At 72.2% G+C, this 17,252-nt stretch carries 13 protein-coding genes and 1 pseudogene; 9 read left to right on the top strand and 5 right to left on the bottom strand.

The window, feature by feature from the left end; genetic code table 11:
• Positions 1–35: 35 nt before the first annotated feature.
• The 3 genes from ACIGQF_RS01565 to ACIGQF_RS01555 are packed head-to-tail and all read right to left on the bottom strand — an operon-like array spanning position 36 to position 2,515.
• A complete protein-coding gene (locus tag ACIGQF_RS01565) occupies positions 36–872 on the bottom strand; it encodes a dihydrodipicolinate synthase family protein (RefSeq protein WP_399703997.1) in 837 nt (278 codons plus the stop codon).
• Positions 859–1,371 (bottom strand): DUF6190 family protein, encoded by a 513-nt coding sequence (locus ACIGQF_RS01560; protein WP_399703994.1) that lies wholly within the window; start codon positions 1,369–1,371, stop codon positions 859–861. Before ACIGQF_RS01560 ends, ACIGQF_RS01565 begins: the two co-directional genes overlap by 14 nt.
• Complete coding sequence (locus ACIGQF_RS01555; RefSeq protein ID WP_399703992.1) at positions 1,361–2,515, bottom strand: pyridoxal phosphate-dependent aminotransferase; 1,155 nt, start codon at positions 2,513–2,515, stop codon at positions 1,361–1,363. Before ACIGQF_RS01555 ends, ACIGQF_RS01560 begins: the two co-directional genes overlap by 11 nt.
• A 262-nt stretch (positions 2,516–2,777) precedes the next feature.
• Here ACIGQF_RS01555 and ACIGQF_RS01550 point away from each other — a divergent pair, with 262 nt between their 5' ends.
• The 9 genes and pseudogenes from ACIGQF_RS01550 to ACIGQF_RS01510 all read left to right on the top strand — a co-directional run bounded on the left by ACIGQF_RS01550 (position 2,778) and on the right by ACIGQF_RS01510 (position 14,760).
• The gene (locus ACIGQF_RS01550) at positions 2,778–3,449 is read left to right on the top strand and encodes a GntR family transcriptional regulator (RefSeq protein ID WP_399703988.1); all 672 of its coding nucleotides are present in this window, start codon (positions 2,778–2,780) and stop codon (positions 3,447–3,449) included.
• Positions 3,446–4,144, top strand: a complete 699-nt coding sequence (locus ACIGQF_RS01545) for a DsbA family protein (protein WP_362218564.1) — start codon at positions 3,446–3,448, stop codon at positions 4,142–4,144. The genes ACIGQF_RS01550 and ACIGQF_RS01545 overlap by 4 nt, the downstream gene beginning before the upstream one ends.
• 287 nt (positions 4,145–4,431) lie before the next feature.
• Positions 4,432–7,104 carry a pyruvate dehydrogenase (acetyl-transferring), homodimeric type gene (gene aceE / locus ACIGQF_RS01540; protein WP_399703986.1) on the top strand — a complete coding sequence of 891 codons (2,673 nt, stop codon included), beginning with the start codon at positions 4,432–4,434 and terminating at the stop codon, positions 7,102–7,104.
• Positions 7,053–8,423 (top strand): annotated as a pseudogene (gene sucB, locus ACIGQF_RS01535) (2-oxoglutarate dehydrogenase, E2 component, dihydrolipoamide succinyltransferase); the annotation flags it as partial. The gene aceE and the pseudogene sucB, both read left to right, overlap by 52 nt.
• Positions 8,424–8,514: 91 nt before the next feature.
• Positions 8,515–10,584: a carbon starvation CstA family protein gene (locus tag ACIGQF_RS01530; protein ID WP_399703982.1), complete on the top strand. Its 2,070-nt coding sequence runs from the start codon at positions 8,515–8,517 to the stop codon at positions 10,582–10,584.
• Entirely contained in the window at positions 10,581–10,781 is a 201-nt protein-coding gene (locus tag ACIGQF_RS01525) for a YbdD/YjiX family protein (protein WP_399703979.1), read from the top strand. The genes ACIGQF_RS01530 and ACIGQF_RS01525 overlap by 4 nt, the downstream gene beginning before the upstream one ends.
• A gap of 234 nt (positions 10,782–11,015) precedes the next feature.
• Entirely contained in the window at positions 11,016–12,530 is a 1,515-nt protein-coding gene (locus ACIGQF_RS01520; RefSeq protein WP_399703976.1) for an FUSC family protein, read from the top strand.
• 187 nt (positions 12,531–12,717) lie between these two features.
• A complete protein-coding gene (locus ACIGQF_RS01515; RefSeq protein ID WP_399703973.1) occupies positions 12,718–13,776 on the top strand; it encodes a lactonase family protein in 1,059 nt (352 codons plus the stop codon).
• A gap of 192 nt (positions 13,777–13,968) precedes the next feature.
• Entirely contained in the window at positions 13,969–14,760 is a 792-nt protein-coding gene (locus ACIGQF_RS01510; RefSeq protein ID WP_399703970.1) for a class I SAM-dependent methyltransferase, read from the top strand.
• Positions 14,761–14,954: 194 nt separating this feature from the next.
• Here the strand turns inward: ACIGQF_RS01510 and ACIGQF_RS01505 are convergent, their stop codons facing one another.
• Positions 14,955–15,863: a sirohydrochlorin chelatase gene (locus ACIGQF_RS01505; protein WP_399703968.1), complete on the bottom strand. Its 909-nt coding sequence runs from the start codon at positions 15,861–15,863 to the stop codon at positions 14,955–14,957.
• Positions 15,864–16,234: 371 nt separating this feature from the next.
• Positions 16,235–17,248 (bottom strand): N-acetylglucosamine kinase, encoded by a 1,014-nt coding sequence (locus ACIGQF_RS01500; protein ID WP_399703965.1) that lies wholly within the window; start codon positions 17,246–17,248, stop codon positions 16,235–16,237.
• Positions 17,249–17,252 lie beyond the last annotated feature (4 nt).

Here is a 17,252-nt window from a genome sequence, read left to right as displayed (position 1 = left end):
TCGGGGGCCGGCCCGGCCGCGCCGGTCGGCTCCGGTCAGCCGGCCGCGAGCGCGGTGCCGATGACACCGCGCCGGACCAGTTCGGTCTTCACGTGCAGGTACCAGTCGTCCGCCAGCAGCTCGTACTCCTTGGAGAGCACGTCGACCCGTGCCTGGGCCTCCCGCGAGAAGCCGTCCAGCGCGGCATTGCACGCGGCCGGTTCGAGGTTGGCCAGCGGTCCGACGAAGCCGTGCACGCCGGGCGCTTCGGCGATCAGGTGCTCCCAGCCCTGGAAGACCGGTACGTCCGTGCCCTTGGCCAGCAGCTCGCGGGTGAACTCCGCCGAGCCGCTGGACTCCTTCACGCCCACGACGCCCGGCAGCGCGCACACCTCGCGCAGCGCGTCCACGTCCAGCGGCGCCTTGGAGATGGCGTTCTCGTGGTAGACGAAGACCGGCAGCGGGCTCTTCTCGACGATGACCCGGAAGTGCTCCAGGAGGGAAACGGGCGGCACGTCGGCGGCGGGGAAGGGCGGCGGCACGACAATCGCGTCGGCCCCCAGTTCCGCGGCGAGCCCGGCGCGGGCGAGGATCCCGGCGGTACGGCCGATCTCCACGCCCGCCAGCACCGGGGCACCGGCCGCGTGGGTCACGGTGAGGTGCACGATGTCGATCCACTGCTTGAGCGACAGGCGCCAGCCCTCGCCGGTGCTGAGCGCCGGCATGAAGCCGGTGACACCGTCCCGCAGGGACTCGATCAGCCGGACGGTGCTCTCCTCGCACACCTGCCGGCGCTCGTTGACCGGGGTCACCAGCGGGACGACGGTCCCGCGCAGCTGCTTGAGCCGGTCGACCTGCGCCGAACGGCCGGGCTGCGGTTCAGACTGCGGCATGGTCCACCACCAGTTCCAGGGAGATGTCGTAGAGCTTGTCGAGGGTGCCCGTCCCGTCGGCGAAGCGCACCGGTCCGCCGGCCGGGTCGGGCCGGCGGACCGGCAGGCCGAGGGACGTCAGGGAGAGCAGCCGCGGATTGACCGTGACCAGCTCCCCGCAGGTGGCCGAGACCGAGGCCAGCAGCATCCGCTCCCGCAGCGACAACGCGGCGGCGGGGGAGGGTAATTGGTCGAAGGCCAGCCAGTCGTCGGCGGTGTAGGCGCGGCGGCGGACCGGCATCACCGAGTGCAGCAGGTCCATGAACGGGTAGTACGCGTCCTGCGCGGCACGCGGGTATCCCCACACGACGTCGTCGCAGCGGCCCACTTCCTCGTACGTCATCACCAGCGGCCGCTCCAGATGTGCCGCGAAGAAGGCCGCGCACGAGGCCCGCACCGCCGGGTCGGTGCTGTGCATCCCCATGAACAGGGAGGCGTCGATGTAGAGGTCACCCGCCATAGGAGTCCACCCCTTCGCGCAGCCGGGTCACCGACGCCTTGAACTCCTGCGGGTCGCGGGCCAGCGCGAGGCGGACGTACCGCTCGCCGCGCTCCGGCTCGTTCCAGAAGAAGTAGGTGCCGGGGAGGACGTACACCTCGTACGCGGCGAGGTGTTCCTGGAGTTCGGTGGCCTTGACCTGCTCGTCGCGGATGCGGAACCAGGCGACGCTGACGTTGACGGCCGGCTCGATGTGTTCGAGGAGGCTGCCGTCGAGGGTCTTGAGCGCGGTCTCCCGGTTGCGGGTGATCACATCGCGGACCGAGGCCATGCCGTCCTCGATGGAGTCCTCGACGTAGCGGGCGAGGAAGTTGAGGACGAAGGGGGAGACGTCCAGCAGCACGCTGGTGTGGATGTTGTAGACGTCCTCGTACAGGTCGCGGCTGCAGGTGAGCAGCGCGCACTTGGCGTCCTGGAGCGGCCAGGTCTTGCCGGTGTCCTCCAGCGCGATGTACCGCACGCCGGAGGAGTCCAGCAGCTCGTAGAGGTCGAAGCGGCCGAAGCGCGGGTCGGCGAGGGCGAACGCGGCGAAGCACAGGTCGACGACGAAGAGTTTGTCGTGGTCGACGCAGTAGCGGATGACCTCTTCGAAGCCCTTGCGGCCGTGCGAGAGCAGCGAGAAGCCGGTCGGGTTGTTGGGGTCGACGAGGAAGAGCGCGTCGGTGGTGACGGACTCGGCGAGCCGCTCGTAGATGCGGTCGGCGTCGTGCAGTGCGTCCTCGGGGACGGGCACCGGCTGGACGCCGACGTTGCGGAGGACGTCGGGGAGGTTGTCGAAGCACGGCTCGACGAGGCTGACGCTGATGTCGTGCCGGCGCAGGTACATGCCCGCGACGAGGGTGGAGATGGACGCCGCGTACGACAGCATCGTCGTATCGGCGCGCACGCTGTTCTGGCCGTGCAGGCGGAAGAAGACCTCCTTGAAGCGGTCCTCCAGATCGGCCTGCCGGGTCTCCTCCGCTTCGTACCACAGGGCCGGGAGCGCGGCGACGATCTCCCGCTGGCCGGGCGACTGCTGCTGGTGGGTGTGGGCGTCGGCGAGGTTGAACCGGGTCTTGAGTGCCTGGATCTCGTGCTGGGTGAGGTCGAGAAGCTGCTCGGGCACAGGGCTCCTTGAAGGAAGCAGCGCGTGCGGACAGGGCGGATCTGATCGATCGATCGGGCCGGCCCGCAGGCGAAGGGAAATATCGGGAAAAGGCGATCGAACGACGCGGAGAGCGCGCGTCGTGTGGCGCTGCCGGGCCCGCACCCGGCGTGAGACGCATCGGCTTCCCTTGGAAGCACACAGAACTGATGCGGTGTGACCGCCTGATGCCGTACGTTAATCGATGATCGATCAACGCTCAAGAGCTCCCGGAGATTCGTCCATGGTCGGTACCAGCACCCCCGAACCACCGCACAGCGTCATCCCGGTGGCCCGCGTGCCCCTCAGCGAACAGGTGCGGCGCCACCTGCTGCAGCAGCTCCTGGACGGGCGGTGGGAACCGGGGGACCGCATCATCGAGCGGCGGGTGGCACAGGAACTCGGCGTCAGCCAGGCGCCGGTCCGTGAAGCGCTGCGCGACCTCCAGGCGATGCAGTTGATCGAGTCCACGCCAGGAAAGGGCGTGCGCGTACGGGAGTTGACCCCCGACCAGCTCAGCGAGGTCTATCCCGTACGCGCCGCACTGGAACGGCTGGCCGCCGAGCTGGCGGTGCCGCGGCTCGCCGGCGATGTGTCGACGCTGGAACCGCACTTGGAACGGATGCATCAAGCGGCCCGGGAGGGCGACACCGACGCCCAGATCACGCACGGCGTCGAGTTCCACCGGGAGATCGTCCGGGCCGCCGGGAACCACGTACTGTTCCGCAACTGGGAGTCGCTGGCCATCGAGCTGTGGACGCGACTGTCCCTGAAGTGGCTGCGCACCGGACTGCACGAGAACGCGGCCGATCACGAGGCCATCGTGCAGGCCTTCCGCCGGCAGGACCCCTACGCAGGGCGCCTGGTGCAGCTGCACGTCCTGGATTACGCCAACAAACCGATCGGAGCCCCATGACCGGCACGCCCCACCCCCGTACGCAGACCGAACCCGGTGTCGTCACCGTCTTCTCCGACATCTGGTGTTCGTTCGCGCACGTGGGGATCCACCGCCTGCACGCCACCCGCCGGCGCCTCGGCCTGGAGGACCGCGTGCGCTTCAACCACCGGGCCTTCCCGCTGGAGTTGTTCAACAACGGGCCCAGCCCGCGCCCCGGAACCGACTCCGAGGTCGGGGGCATCGCGCACATCGAGCCGGACGCCGGCTGGCAGCTCTGGCGCGCCCCCGACTGGAAGTTCCCCTCGACCTCGATGCCCGCGCTGGAGGCCGTCCAGGTCGCCAAGGAGCAGGGCCTGGAGGCGTCCGAACGCCTCGACCTGGCGCTGCGCCGGGCGTTCTGGGCGGAGAGCCGATCGATCGGCGCGCGGGCCGTGGTCGTCGCCGTCGCCGAGGAGACCGAAGGCGTCGACGCCGAGGCCATCGCCGCAGGTCTGGACGACGGCCGGGCCCGGCGGACGGTGACCGAGGACTTCCGCTGCGCCAAGGAGCACGAGGTGAAGTGCAGTCCGCACCTGTACCTGCCGGACGGTTCCGACCACCCCAACCCGGGGGTCACCGCACGCTGGCACGGCGCGTACGGCACCGGGTTTCCGCAGGTCACGAGCGATGACCCGAGCGCGTACGAGGAGTTGCTCAAGCGCGCCGCCGGCTGACCCCCGCGCCCCGGGGCGCGGCCGGGGGAGGAGGCTCCGTACAGGTAAAAATGATCGATCATCAATCATTACTGCTCGGTAATGGTTGACCCTGGCGCCCGCGAGTCTCTACTTTTTGTTGAGCGGAATCATGGTTCCGCAGTCCGGAAGTTGCCGCAAGGTGACGTCAGTTGAGGCCGTTTCGACCGGTCCACCCGCATTGCCGGTCGTCCGCCCGACCACCGGAGGTGCCGCAGAAGCGCGCGGCACCTCCGGTTCCTCACCCAGGAACGTGAAAGGGGATCACCGTGTCCCAGCTCGACCAACTGCCCGACAGCGACCCGTCCGAGGTCGCCGAATGGCGCGAATCGCTGGACGGCGCCGCCCGCGCCGGTGGGCCGCACCGGGCCGCCTACCTGCTGCGCCGCGTCGCGGAGCACGCCGAACGCACCGGGGTCGGCCTCCCCCCGCTCCTGGAGACGCCGTACATCAACACCATTCCGACCGCCGCCGAGCCGGAGTTCCCGGGCGACGAGGCGATGGAGGCGCGGATCACCGCCTGGAACCGCTGGAACGCGGCGGCGATGGTGACCCGCGGCAACCAGCGCGGCGGCCTCGGCGGCCACATGGCCACCTTCGCCTCGGCGGCCTGGCTCTACGAGGTCGGCTACCAGCACTTCTTCCGCGGCAAGGAGGCGGACGGCAGCGGTGACCAGCTGTACGTCCAGGGGCACGCGTCACCCGGTGTCTACGCCCGGGCCTTCCTCGAAGGCCGCCTGACCGAGGAGCAGTTGGACCGCTTCCGTCAGGAGGCCGGCGGCGAGGGCCTGCCCTCCTACCCGCACCCGCGGCGGCTGCCCTGGCTGTGGGAGTTCCCCACCGTCTCGATGGGCCTGGGCCCGCTCTCGGCGATCTACCAGGCGCGCTTCAACCGCTACCTGGAGCACCGCGGGATCAAGGACACCTCGCACTCCCACGTCTGGGCCTTCCTCGGTGACGGCGAGATGGACGAGCCGGAGTCCACCGCCGCGCTCGCCCTGGCGGCACGCGAGGGCCTGGACAACCTGACCTTCGTCATCAACTGCAACCTGCAGCGTCTGGACGGCCCCGTCCGCGGCAACTTCAAGATCGTGCAGGAGCTGGAGCGGCAGTTCCGCGCCGCCGGCTGGAACGTCGTCAAATCGCTGTGGGGCCAGGCCTGGGACGACCTGCTCGGACAGGACGTGGACGGCGCCCTCGTACGCCACCTCGGCAGCATCCCCGACGGACAGTTCCAGACCTTCGCGGCCCGTGACGGCGCGTACATCCGCGAGCACTTCCTCGGCGACCGGCCGGAGCTGGCCCGCCTGGGACAGCAGCTCACCGATGCCCGGCTGGAGGAGATCGTCGGCACCTCGCGCGCCGGCCACGAGCCCCGCAAGGTCTACGCCGCGTACCAGGCCGCACTCGAACACAAGGGCGCGCCGACCGTCATCCTGGCGCAGACCGTCAAGGGCTGGACGCTCGGCCCCGGCTTCGAATCGCGCAACGCCAACCACCAGATGAAGAAGCTGTCGGGCAAGGAGTTCCGCGCCATGCGCGACCTGCTCGAACTCCCCATCCCCGACAGCAGGCTGAACGACGAGCTGGTGCCGTACGTGCACCCGGGCGCGGACTCACCCGAGGTCGCGTACCTGAAGGAACGGCGCGCCGCGCTGGGCGGCCCGGCCCCGGCCCGCAAGGTCACCGCGAAACCGCTCCCGATGCCCGCCGACAAGCCGTTCGACGCGCTGAAGAAGGGCTCGGGGACCCAGGAGATCGCCACGACGATGGCGTTCGTCCGCCTGGTGAAGGAGCTGATGCGGGACAAGGAGACCGGCAAGCGCTGGGTGCCCGTCGTCCCCGACGAGGCCCGCACTTTCGGCATGGAGTCCCTCTTCCCGTCCGCCGGGATCTACTCGCCGCTCGGCCAGACGTACGACCCGGTCGACCGTGATCAGCTCCTGTACTACAAGGAGGCCAAGAACGGTCAGATCCTCAACGAGGGCATCACCGAAGCCGGTTCGCTCGCCTCGCTGACCGCCGCCGCGACCTCGTACGCGACGCACGGCGAGCCGATGATCCCGTTCTACATCTTCTACTCGATGTTCGGATGGCAGCGGACCGCCGACCAGTTCTGGGCCCTGGGCGACCAGCTCGGGCGCGGTTTCGTCATCGGCGCGACCGCCGGCCGTACGACGATGACCGGTGAGGGCCTCCAGCACGCCGACGGCCACTCCCACCTCATCGCCTCCACCAACCCGGCCGCCGTCTCCTACGACCCCGCCTTCGCCTACGAGGTCGCGGTGATCGTCAAGGACGGCCTGCGCCGCATGTACGGCGGGACGGCCGAGCACCCCGGCGGCGAGAACGTCTTCTACTACCTCACGGTCTACAACGAGACCAAGGTCCAGCCGCCCATGCCCGAGGACCTGGACGAGCAGGGCATCCTGCGCGGTCTCTACCGGTACAAGGAGGCGGCGGGGGTCCCCTCAGACGCGCCGAAGCTCCAGCTGCTCGCCTCCGGTACGGCCATCCACTGGGTGCTCGAAGCCCAGGAACTGCTCGCCGAGGACTGGGGCGTGGCCGCCGACGTGTGGTCGGCGCCGTCCTGGACGGAGCTGCGCCGGGACGCCCTGGAATGCGATGCCGCACGACTGCGCGGCGACGACCGGATTCCGTACGTGACCCGCGCGCTGGACGGCGCGCCCGGCCCCGTGGTCGCGGTCAGCGACTGGATGCGGGCCGTGCCCGACCAGATCGCCCCCTGGGTCGAGCAGGAGTGGGTCTCCATCGGTACGGACGGCTTCGGCCTCTCCGACAGCCGGGAGAACGTCCGCCGGTACTTCGGGGTGGACGCCCAGTCCATCGCCGTGAAGGTGCTGGCCACGCTGGCCCGCCGCGGTGACGTCAAGCCGGAGGTCGTACGCCGGGCCACCACGCGCTACGGGCTGGAGGGCTGACCGTGAGCACGGATGTCGTGCTGCCCGCGCTGGGCGAGTCGGTCACCGAGGGCATCGTCACCCGCTGGCTGAAGGAGGTCGGCGAGCCGGTCGAGGCCGAGGAACCGCTGCTGGAGGTGTCCACGGACAAGGTCGACACCGAGATCCCGGCCCCGGCCTCCGGCACCCTGCTGGAGATCGTGGTGGGGGAGGACGAGACGGCAGAGGTCGGTGGCAGGCTCGCGGTGATCGGCGAGAAGGGTGCCACCCCGGCCGCCGCGCCTGAGCCCGCCGCGCCCGAGCCCGCCGCCGCGGCGCCCGCCTCCGAGTCGGCCCCCGCTTCCGAGCCGGTCCCGGCCCCCGCTCCGGCGCCGGCCTCCGCCCCGGCCGCGCCGCTCGCACCGCCCGTCCCTGTCGGTGAGTCCGACGGCGCCTACGCCACCCCCCTGGTCCGCAAGCTGGCCCGGGAGAACGGTGTGAACCTGGCCTCGGTTCAGGGCACCGGCGTGGGCGGCCGGATCCGCAAGCAGGACGTGCTGGCCGCGGCCGAGGCGCCCGCGAAGGGCGCGCCTGCCACCACGCCGTCGGCCCCCGCCCCGGAGGGGGACGGGCACACGCTGCGTGGCCGGACCGTCAAGATGCCGCGGATGCGCAAGGTCATCGGCGACAACATGATGAAGGCCCTGCACGGCCAGGCGCAGCTGACCTCCGTGGTCGAGGTGGACGTCACCAAGATCATGCGGATGTGCGAGAAGGCCAAGGCCGGCTTCGCCGCCCGTGAGGGCGTCAAGCTGTCCCCGATGCCGTTCTTCGTCAAGGCCGCCGTCCAGGCGCTGAAGGCCCACCCGGTCATCAACGCCCGGATCAACGAGGACGAGGGCACCATCTCCTACTTCGACTCCGAGAACGTCGGAATCGCGGTGGACAACGAGAAGGGCCTGATGACCCCGGTCATCAAGGGCGCCGGCGACCTGAACATCGCGGGCATCGCCAAGAAGACCGCCGAGCTGGCCGCCAAGGTCCGCGAGAGCAGGATCAGCCCGGACGACCTGTCCGGCGCCAGCTTCACCATCAGCAACACCGGCTCGCGCGGTGCGCTGTTCGACACGGTCATCGTGCCGCCGAACCAGGTCGCCATCCTGGGCATCGGCGCCACCGTCAAGCGCCCGGTGGTCGTGGACCACCCGGAGCTGGGCGAGACCATCGCGGTCCGCCACATGACGTACCTGTCGCTCTCCTACGACCACCGTCTGGTGGACGGCGCGGACGCCGCCCGCTACCTGACCACGGTCAAGCAGATTCTCGAAACAGCGGAGTTCGAAGCGGAGTTGGGCGGCTGACCGGCGAAAACGCCCATCACGGGGCGGTCGCGCCCCGGGCCCCGGCGCGGCCGCCCGTCCGTCCCCGTACCCCAGGAAAGGCGCAACCCCAGTGTGGAGTTCCCGTTACGTCCGGATCGCCGTCTGGACGCTGATCGCGGCGCTCGGCGCGGCCGGCTGGTCCGTGCTGGCGCTCTCCCGCGGTGAGCGGATCTCGGCGGTCTGGGTGATCGCAGCGGGCGTCGGCTCGTACCTGATCGCCCAGCGCTTCTACGCCCGCTTCATCGCACGCAAGGTGCTGCGGGTCGACGACCGGCGGGCCACGCCGGCCGAGCGGCTCGACGACGGGGTGGACTTCCACCCCACCGACCGGCGCGTGCTGTTCGGTCACCACTTCGCCGCCATCGCCGGCGCCGGTCCGCTCGTAGGCCCCGTGCTGGCGGCCCAGATGGGCTATCTGCCGGGCACCGTCTGGATCATCATCGGCGTGATCTTCGCCGGTGCCGTCCAGGACATGGTGACGCTGTTCTTCTCCATGCGGCGGGACGGCAAGAGCCTGGGCCAGATGGCGCGCGAGGAGATCGGCGCGGTCGGCGGGGCCGCGGCGCTGCTCGCCGTCTTCGCGATCATGATCATCATCCTGGGTGTGCTCGCCCTCATCGTGGTGAACTCCCTCGCCCACTCCGCCTGGGGCACCTTCTCCATCGGCATGACCATCCCCATCGCCCTGCTCATGGGGGTGTACCTGCGGTACCTGCGCCCCGGCCGGGTGACCGAGGTCAGCCTCATCGGACTCGCCCTGCTGCTCGCGGCCATCGCGGGCGGCCGCTGGGTCGCCGAGTCCCCGATCGGCGACGCGCTGGTCCTGTCCCCGCAGACGCTGGCGCTGTGCCTGATGGCGTACGGCTTCGTCGCGTCCGTGTTGCCCGTGTGGATGCTGCTCGCGCCCCGCGACTACCTCTCCACCTTCATGAAGGTCGGCGTCATCGTGCTGCTGGCGGCCGGGGTGCTGATCTCGCTGCCGGACCTCGCCGTGGCACCGGTCACCGCGTTCGCGCGGGCCGGTGACGGCCCGGTCTTCGCCGGCGGGCTCTTCCCGTTCGCGTTCATCACCATCGCCTGCGGCGCGCTCTCCGGCTTCCACGCCCTGATCTCCTCCGGCACCACGCCGAAGATGATCGAGAAGGAGTCGCACGTCGCGCCCATCGGGTACGGCGCGATGCTGATGGAGTCCTTCGTCGCGCTGATGGCGCTGATCGCGGCGTGCGTGATCGACCCGGGCCTGTACTACGCGATGAACGCGCCCGCCGGACTGCTCGGCGACACGCTCCACTCCGCGTCCGCCGCCGTCTCCTCGCTCGGCTTCTCGATCGGTCCGGACGACCTGGCTGCCGCGGCGCGCTCGGTCGGCGAGGAGTCCCTCGTCTCGCGCACGGGCGGTGCGCCCACCCTCGCGATGGGCATGGCCCTCATCCTGGCCAAGGCGTTCGGCAGCGACGGGATGATGGCGTTCTGGTACCACTTCGCGATCATGTTCGAGGCGCTGTTCATCCTCACCGCCGTGGACGCGGCGACCCGCGTCGGCCGCTTCATGCTCCAGGACACCCTCGGCAACGTCCTGCCGCGGTTCCGCGACCAGAGCTGGCGGCCGGGCAGCTGGCTCACCTCGGCGGCGGTCGTGCTCGCCTGGGGCTACTTCCTGTGGGTGGGCGTCACCGACCCGCTCGGCGGGATCAACCAGCTCTTCCCGCTCTTCGGCATCGCCAACCAGCTGCTCGCCGCCGTCGCCCTGGCCGTCGGCACGACGCTGCTCATCAAGTCGGGGCGTCTCAAGTGGGCCTGGGTCACCGGCGTTCCGCTGGTGTGGGACCTCGCCGTGACCATGACGGCGAGCTGGCAGAAGGTGTTCTCCTCCGACCCGAAGGTGAGCTTTTTCGCGCAGCGGGCGCAGTACCAGCAGGCGCTGGAGGCCGGTGCGGTCCGCGCGCCCGCCAAGTCCGCCGCCGACATGGCGACGATCGTCCACAACTCGACCGTGACGGGCGTGCTCACCATCGCCTTCGCCCTCCTCACCCTCGTGGTGGTCGCCGCCTGCGCACGCGTCTGCGTGCGCACCGTCCGGGGCGGAGGAAAGCCGGAACTGCGGGAGGCGGCGTACGTCGAGTCCAAGCTCGCCGCGTGAGCGTGCCGCTGCGGCGCGCGCTGCGCCGGGTCCGCTGGTACGTGCGCGAGTTCACCGGCGAGCACGCGTACGGCCGGTACGTCGCCCATGCCCGCGCACAGGACCCCTCGGCCCCCGTCCTCTCCCGCGCGGCCTTCGAGCGGTACCGCACCGACCGCCGCGACGAGGATCCCCTGACCGGCCGCACCTGCTGCTGACCGCGGTGGTCCATTGGCACGCCCCCGCCCCCGCCGGGGCGCGCGCCGATGGGCCAATGGCACAGCAGATCCGAGGTCTGTTGAGCCACTGGGCTCTCGGGTGTTCTGATGGTCATGTCGATGGCGCTGCGGATTCCGCGGCGCCTTTTTCATGGCGTGACACGACGTGACACCGACGCGGCACGACGTGACGCGCGCGGACGCGTCAGCGGAACGCGGAAGGGGCGGGGATCTGTGCTCAAGAGGGTGTTCGTGGCTCCGGACCCGGGGCGGCTGCGGTTGCGCAGCGCGTTGCGGGCGGTGCTCGGCATCGGGTCGGCGGTGGCCCTGTGCGGGCTGACCGGTCACTCACTGGCCGCGGCGATCACCGGGGGCCTCGCGGCCCTGCTGGCGCTCTTCACGGTCCTGGACCCGACGGTCCGCGGGCAGGCGGTCACGACCGCGCTGCTGCCGTTGGTCGGCTTCCCCGTACTCGCCCTCGCCGCCGTCCTGCACGACCATCCGGTGGCGCGGGACGCGGCCTTCCTCGCCGTGGTCGGCGCCGGAGTGTACGCCCGCCGGTGGGGGCCGCGCGGGCACTCCCTCGGTGTGTTCGCGTTCATGATGTTCTTCGCGACGCAGTTCCTGCACACGGTCCCCGGACAGTTGCCCGAGCTGTACGGCGCGATGCTGCTGTCCCTGCTGGCCGCCGCGACCGTGCGCTTCGGGGTGTGGTGCTACGAGCGCCGGCTGCCGGCGCCCGCCGCGGTCGCGCCCCTGACCGCCGGCACCGGGCTCGCCCGGCCGACCACGCGGCAGGCGCTCCAGGCCATGGCCGGCGGTGCCTTCGCGCTCGCCGCGGGGCAGGTGCTGTCGCAGGAGCGCTGGTACTGGGCCGTCGGCGCGACGTGGTGGGTCTTCGTGAACACGGCGTCGAGCGGCGAGGCACTGGTCCGCAGCTTCCGGCGGGTGCTCGGCACGGTGATCGGGATCGGCATCGGGCTGGGCGTCGCGGTGCCGCTGCACGGCGCGCCGGTGGCCACCGCCGCGCTCGTCGCGGTCTGCGTCTTCGGCATCTTCTACACGGCGGCCGTGTCGTACACCTGGATGATGCTCGCGGTCACGGTGATGGCCGGGCTGCTGTACGGGCTCCTCGGGGTGCTGGACACGGGCCTGCTCGTCCTGCGGGTCGCGGAGACGGGGGTCGGGGCCCTCGGCGCCGTACTGGCTGTGCTGCTCGTCCTGCCCGTCACCACGCACGCCACGACGGACGCCTGGATCCAGCGCGCTCTGCGCTGCGTGCACGCCTGCACGGCCGAGGCCGCCGCGCGCCTCGCCGGCTCCGGCACCGCCGACCCCGCCGCCCGCGTCGTGGAACTGGAATTGCTGCTCGGCAAGGTACGGGCCTCCCTCGCCCCGCTGGTCCACCCGCTGAGCCCGGTGCGGGCCCGCAAGGGACGGGCCCGCCGGGTACTCGCCCTGCTCGACGACTGCGCCCGCGAGGTCCGCGGGCTGGCCGCCGTCGCCGCCGACCCGGAGGCCTCCCACGACGACCGCCTCACCGCCGCCTGCCTGCGCGTGGAGGCCGCGGTGGAAGCGCTCACCGCACCGGGCCCGGCCGCCCGCGCGGAGCGGCACGCGGTGGCCGCCGCGCCGCAGCTCCACGCCACGGAACCGGCCCTCGCCCACCTGCACGGCCTGGAACACGCCCTCGCCGAACTCGCGGACCCGCTGCGAGCGCCTGCCCGCCGGTCGCTGATCGGCGCTTGAGCCTGACCGGGGCCTGAGCCCCGGTAGGCGACTGGGAATCGCTTCTGCGGCTGGGAAAAGCTTCTTCGGGGCGGGTCTTCGGGGCCGGGCGGCTCCGTGCAGGTGATCTCCGGCGGGGGTGTCGCCCGGCTGTTAGCGTCGGTGACCGACCAATACGGGGCGGACGAACGAGAAGCGGGGTACGAGCGTGAACGGTGCCGGCCGAAACGTTTCCGGGTGGCGGGCGTACATCGGGTCGACGGCCGGCGGCGCCGGCGTCGTCACCGCCGAGTTCGACCCGGAGAGCGGCGCGCTCAAGGAGCTGGCCCGCACGGACGCGGTGACCAGCCCCTCCTACCTCGCCGTGGCGGCCGACAGCCGGCTGCTGTACGCGGTGAGCGAGACCCCCGACGGCGCGGCCGCGGCCTTTTCGCTCGCGGGGGAGCGGCCCGAACTGCTCGCGCCGCCGGCATCCGTCCACGGCTCGGCCCCCACCCATCTCACCCCGCACGCCGGGCACCTGCTCACCGCCAACTACCGCTCCGGCAGCGTCAGTGCGCTGCCCCTGCGGGCGGACGGCGCGCCCACCGAGCCGGGCCCCGGCGGCGTCCTCCAGCACCACGGCAGCGGCCCGGACCCCGACCGGCAGACCGGCCCGCACGCGCACGCCGTGGTGGCCGATCCCTCCGGGCGCTGGGTGCTCAGCGTCGACCTCGGCACCGACTCGGTCCGCGTGTGCGACATCGACCCGGGGAGCGGGGAACTGGTGATGCGGCGCGAGATCGCCATGCGCGCCGGCAGCGGCCCCCGCCACCTCCGCTTCCACCCGCGCGGCCACCTCGCGTACGTCATCAACGAGCTGGACCCCGCGGTGACCACCTGCCGCTGGGACGCGGTGCAGGGGCTCCTGACACCGCTGGGGGAGACGCCCGTACTGCCCGAGGGCGGTGTGACGCCGACGCTGCCGTCGGAGTTCGTGGTCTCGGCGGACGGACGGTTCGGCTGGGCAGCCAACCGCGGGGACGACAGCATCGCCGTACTGGCGCTGGAGGAGGACGGGGCGGCGCCGCGACGGGTGACGACCGTGCCGTGCGGCGGCGACTGGCCCCGTGACCTGGCGCTGCACCCGGAAGGCCGGTACCTCTACGCCGCCAACGAGCGCTCCGGGGACGTCACCTGGTTCGCTGTCGACGCGGACACCGGCATCCCCGAGCTCGGCGGATCGCTCCCGGTCCCGTCGGCCTCGTGCGTGGTCTTCGCGCGCTGACCGCCTGGCCGGTCTTGACCAGTGTCGTTTCGGCCCGTGCGGCGCGTTCCCGGCGTACGGAAACGCGCCGTACCGGCCGACATGTGCCGCTCGGGTTCAGCCCGCTGGGTGTGTTCAGCCGATAGCGGACGTTCGTCGGTGAGATCGTCCGAATGCCGGGCGCGACGGCCCGATTCCGGGCAGGCTGGCCGCATGACCGTCGGATTCAGTGGTGAGGTCGCGGAGTACTACGCCCGCTTCCGGCGCGGTTACCGCCCGGAGCTCCTGGACACCCTGCAAGAGACGTTCGGCCTGACCGCCGGCGACACCGCACTCGACCTGGGGTGCGGCACCGGAGCGCTGGCCGTACCGCTCGCCCCGCGGGTCGGCGCGGTCCTCGGCATGGACCCCGAACCGGACATGCTGCGGCTGGCCCGCCGCGCCGCCGACGAGGCGGGCGTGCAGAACGCCACCTGGGTGCTCGGCGCGGACACCGACGTCGCGGCGCTCGGCACACTGCTCGGCCGGGGTTCCCTGGCCATGACCGTCATCGGCCAGGCGCTGCACTGGATGGACCACGGCCGGCTCTTCCGCGAGCTGCGCCCGCTGCTGCGGCCCGGCGGCGGCGTCGCCGTGATCGCCAACGGCGTACCGCTGTGGCAGCAGGAGACCCACTGGTCGGACGCGCTCCGGGGACAGCTGGAGCGCTACTTCGGCACGGCCCTGGAGGCCACCTGCGGCACGGCCGACGACGAACGGTCCGACTACGCCAGGGCGCTGCACGGGGCGGGCTACGACGGGGTCCGCGAGATCGACCACCGGTACCGCGCCGAGCTGTCCTTCGAGGAGCTGCTCGGCGGCGTCTGCTCCGCCGTACCGGCGGACCGGCTCCCCGGCCCCGAGGAGCGCTCGCACTTCGCCGCCGGACTGCGCGCGGCCCTGCCGGAGGGGCCGTACGCGGAGGAAGTACGGGTCAGAGTGCTGGTGGGACGCACGAGCGGCTGATGCCTGTGACTGCCGCTGGACCTGAACGGGTGCCGAGAGCAGGGCCGGTGCTGGGGTCGGCAGGGCCCCGCCGAGCCCCGGGCAGGGTTCGGCCGGGTACGGCGACGGGCCGCCACCGCGTGGTGCGGGACGGCCCGTCGGAGGGTTCAGCCACTGGAGCGGGGCGCCGGCCGCGTGGGGCGGCCGGCGACGGGTCAGCGGGTCGGCGCTCCCTGCGCCGACTGGAGCGTGATGCCCAGCGAGGCGGCGTAGTTGGAGAGGACCAGGCGGCCCACCGCCATGTACGCACCCAGCGCCTCGGCGGAGGCGCAGCCCGCCTCGGCCGCGGCCGCCCCCAGCAGGCCGTCGGCGATCTCCGGGCCGATGAGGTACGGCGCCAGCGCCAGCTGCTGCGAACCGGAGTTCCGCAGCTGCTCGGCCGTACGCGAGATCGCGCCGTCCTCGTCCAGCGCGGCGGCCAGCACCGGCACCGCGAGGCGCGCGGAGAGCAGCATGCCGGTGATGCCGGCGGCCTGCACGGCCTCCTCGCCGCCGACGGTGGCGAGGATGATGCCGTCCGCGGCCGTTGCAACCGTGAAGAGGCGGGCCCGGTCGGCGCGCGCCAGGCCGGCCTCGGACAGCCGCACGTGCAGCGCCTCGGCGAGCAGCGGGTGCGGGCCGAGTACGTCGGTGAGCTCGGCGGCGGAGCCACTGCTCATGATCGCCTGGCGTATACGGCGGAGCAGGGCGTTGTCGGGCCCCGCGAGCAGCGGCACGACGACGGCGGCCGGGGCGTCCTTGAGGTCCGACGCACCGGCCTCGATGCGGGCCCTGCGCTCGGCGGCAGCGTGCGAGAGCACGGCCTCCAGCGACGGGAACTCCTCATCGCCGCCGTCGACGTACCCGATGCGCGCGTCGAGGCCGGGCAGCTCGGAGCGGGCGATGCTGGACACCTCCTCCGCCAGGCTGCGCGACGCGGCGGTGGGGGCGCCGGGAACGGCCAGGACGAGCGCGGGCGCGCCCTCGGGCGCGGCGACCGGCTCCGGTCGGCGGTGGCGTCCGGACTGGCGCGGACGCGGCATTCGTACAGGCAGGCCGGGTGCGGGCCCAGTGGGGGAACTCATGGCGCCGCATGCTAACGCCTCTTCGGCACCCGGTGCCGAGGGAGGGCACAGTCAGGTGGTTTGTGTACCGATTCGTCCCGCGCGTCTCCGTGTGAAAGTCACACGACACGCCGTGTGATCTGCGCTGTCTTCTCGCGCGGACGATCCCGCGGAGGGCGGCGCTGCGGATTCCGCTTAGGGGTCGGAGAGGGTTGAGGAGGCGAGGCGGAGAGAGGATGGCGAAGGGGGTAAAGGAATCAAAGAGGACAAAGGCGTGGAAGGGGCGGGTGAGGCGGTAGGGGTGCGGCCGGGGAGTCGAGGCAGGGGGGAGGGCTGAGAGGCGTGCTCGCGTGTGCGACTGTGAATATCGCGGGTCTCCGGCCCGGCGTGGCTCAGTCCGTGACGTGGAGGTGGCGGGCGTCGGTGGGCAGCCGCAGCTCGTCGCGGGCCAGTGCCGAGGCGATGAGCAGCGCGCCGTCCAGCGGGTCGCCGGCCGCCGCGACCAGGCGTACGCCGGGGAGTCGTACCGCGAGTGCCGCCCGCAGCGGTTCCAGCAGCGGCTCGCCCATCTTGAACAGGCCGCCGGTGTAGGCGACTTCCCGCTCGCTGCGCGGGGCCTCCGGCGGGCAGACCGCGGCCGCGGCGTCGGCGATGTGGTGGGCCGCCTCGTCCAGAATCGCGGCGGCGAACTTGTCCTCGGCGGCGCAGCGCGCCACCTCAGGGGCGAAGGAGGCCAGTACGGCGGGCCGGTCGGAGCGTGGGTAGAGCTTGCCGGGCAGGCCGGTGACCGGCCCGAACACCGCCTCCGCACGGGCCAGCAGCGGCCCCGAACCGCCGGGCCGGCCGTCGTACGCACGCATCGCCGCCTCCAGGCCGGCCCGGCCGATCCAGGCGCCGCTGCCGCAGTCGCCCAGCAGGTGGCCCCAGCCGTCGGCGCGGCGCCAGCCGGTCGTGGCGGTGAGGTCGGTGCCCATCGCGATCATGCCCGTACCGGCGGCGACCACGGCTCCGGGGCGCCGGCCGAGGGCACCCGCGTACGCGGTGACGGCGTCGGACGCGAGCGCCAGCCGGTTCGTGCCGAGCGCGCGGGCCAGAGCGGACGGCAGCGTCGCGCGCAGGTCGTCGCCTAGCGTGACCATGCCGGCCGCGCCCACGCACACCGCCGCACAGCGGCTGTCGGCGCCCGCCGCGCGTACCAACGAGGCGGCCGCCGGGAGCAGCCGGGCGAGCAGGTCGCCGGCGTCGATACCGCAGGGCCCCGTACGGACGGGCTCCTGGAAGTCGACCCCGCCGAGCCGTCGCGCCGGGGCACCGTCGGCCGGGGAGCCGTCCCCGTGCGCGCGGGCGACCGCGATGCGCAGGCCCGATCCGCCGGAGTCGACACCGAGCACCAGGTCCGGTGCCATGGGC

The sequence above is a fragment of the Streptomyces sp. NPDC053560 genome (assembly GCF_044544605.1).
Lineage (GTDB): Bacteria > Actinomycetota > Actinomycetes > Streptomycetales > Streptomycetaceae > Streptomyces.
This window is presented reverse-complemented; position numbering and strand designations above follow the sequence as displayed.

Bases quoted from the DNA above. Each gene is read 5' to 3' on its own strand.
- ACIGQF_RS01510 (WP_399703970.1), top strand. From the start codon at position 13,969: ATGACCGTCGGATTCAGTGGTGAGGTCGCGGAGTACTACGCCCGCTTC.
- ACIGQF_RS01505 (WP_399703968.1), bottom strand. From the start codon at position 15,863: ATGAGTTCCCCCACTGGGCCCGCACCCGGCCTGCCTGTACGAATGCCG.
- ACIGQF_RS01550 (WP_399703988.1), top strand. From the start codon at position 2,778: ATGGTCGGTACCAGCACCCCCGAACCACCGCACAGCGTCATCCCGGTG.
- ACIGQF_RS01565 (WP_399703997.1), bottom strand. From the start codon at position 872: ATGCCGCAGTCTGAACCGCAGCCCGGCCGTTCGGCGCAGGTCGACCGG.
- ACIGQF_RS01560 (WP_399703994.1), bottom strand. From the start codon at position 1,371: ATGGCGGGTGACCTCTACATCGACGCCTCCCTGTTCATGGGGATGCAC.
- ACIGQF_RS01500 (WP_399703965.1), bottom strand. From the start codon at position 17,248: ATGGCACCGGACCTGGTGCTCGGTGTCGACTCCGGCGGATCGGGCCTG.
- ACIGQF_RS01545 (WP_362218564.1), top strand. From the start codon at position 3,446: ATGACCGGCACGCCCCACCCCCGTACGCAGACCGAACCCGGTGTCGTC.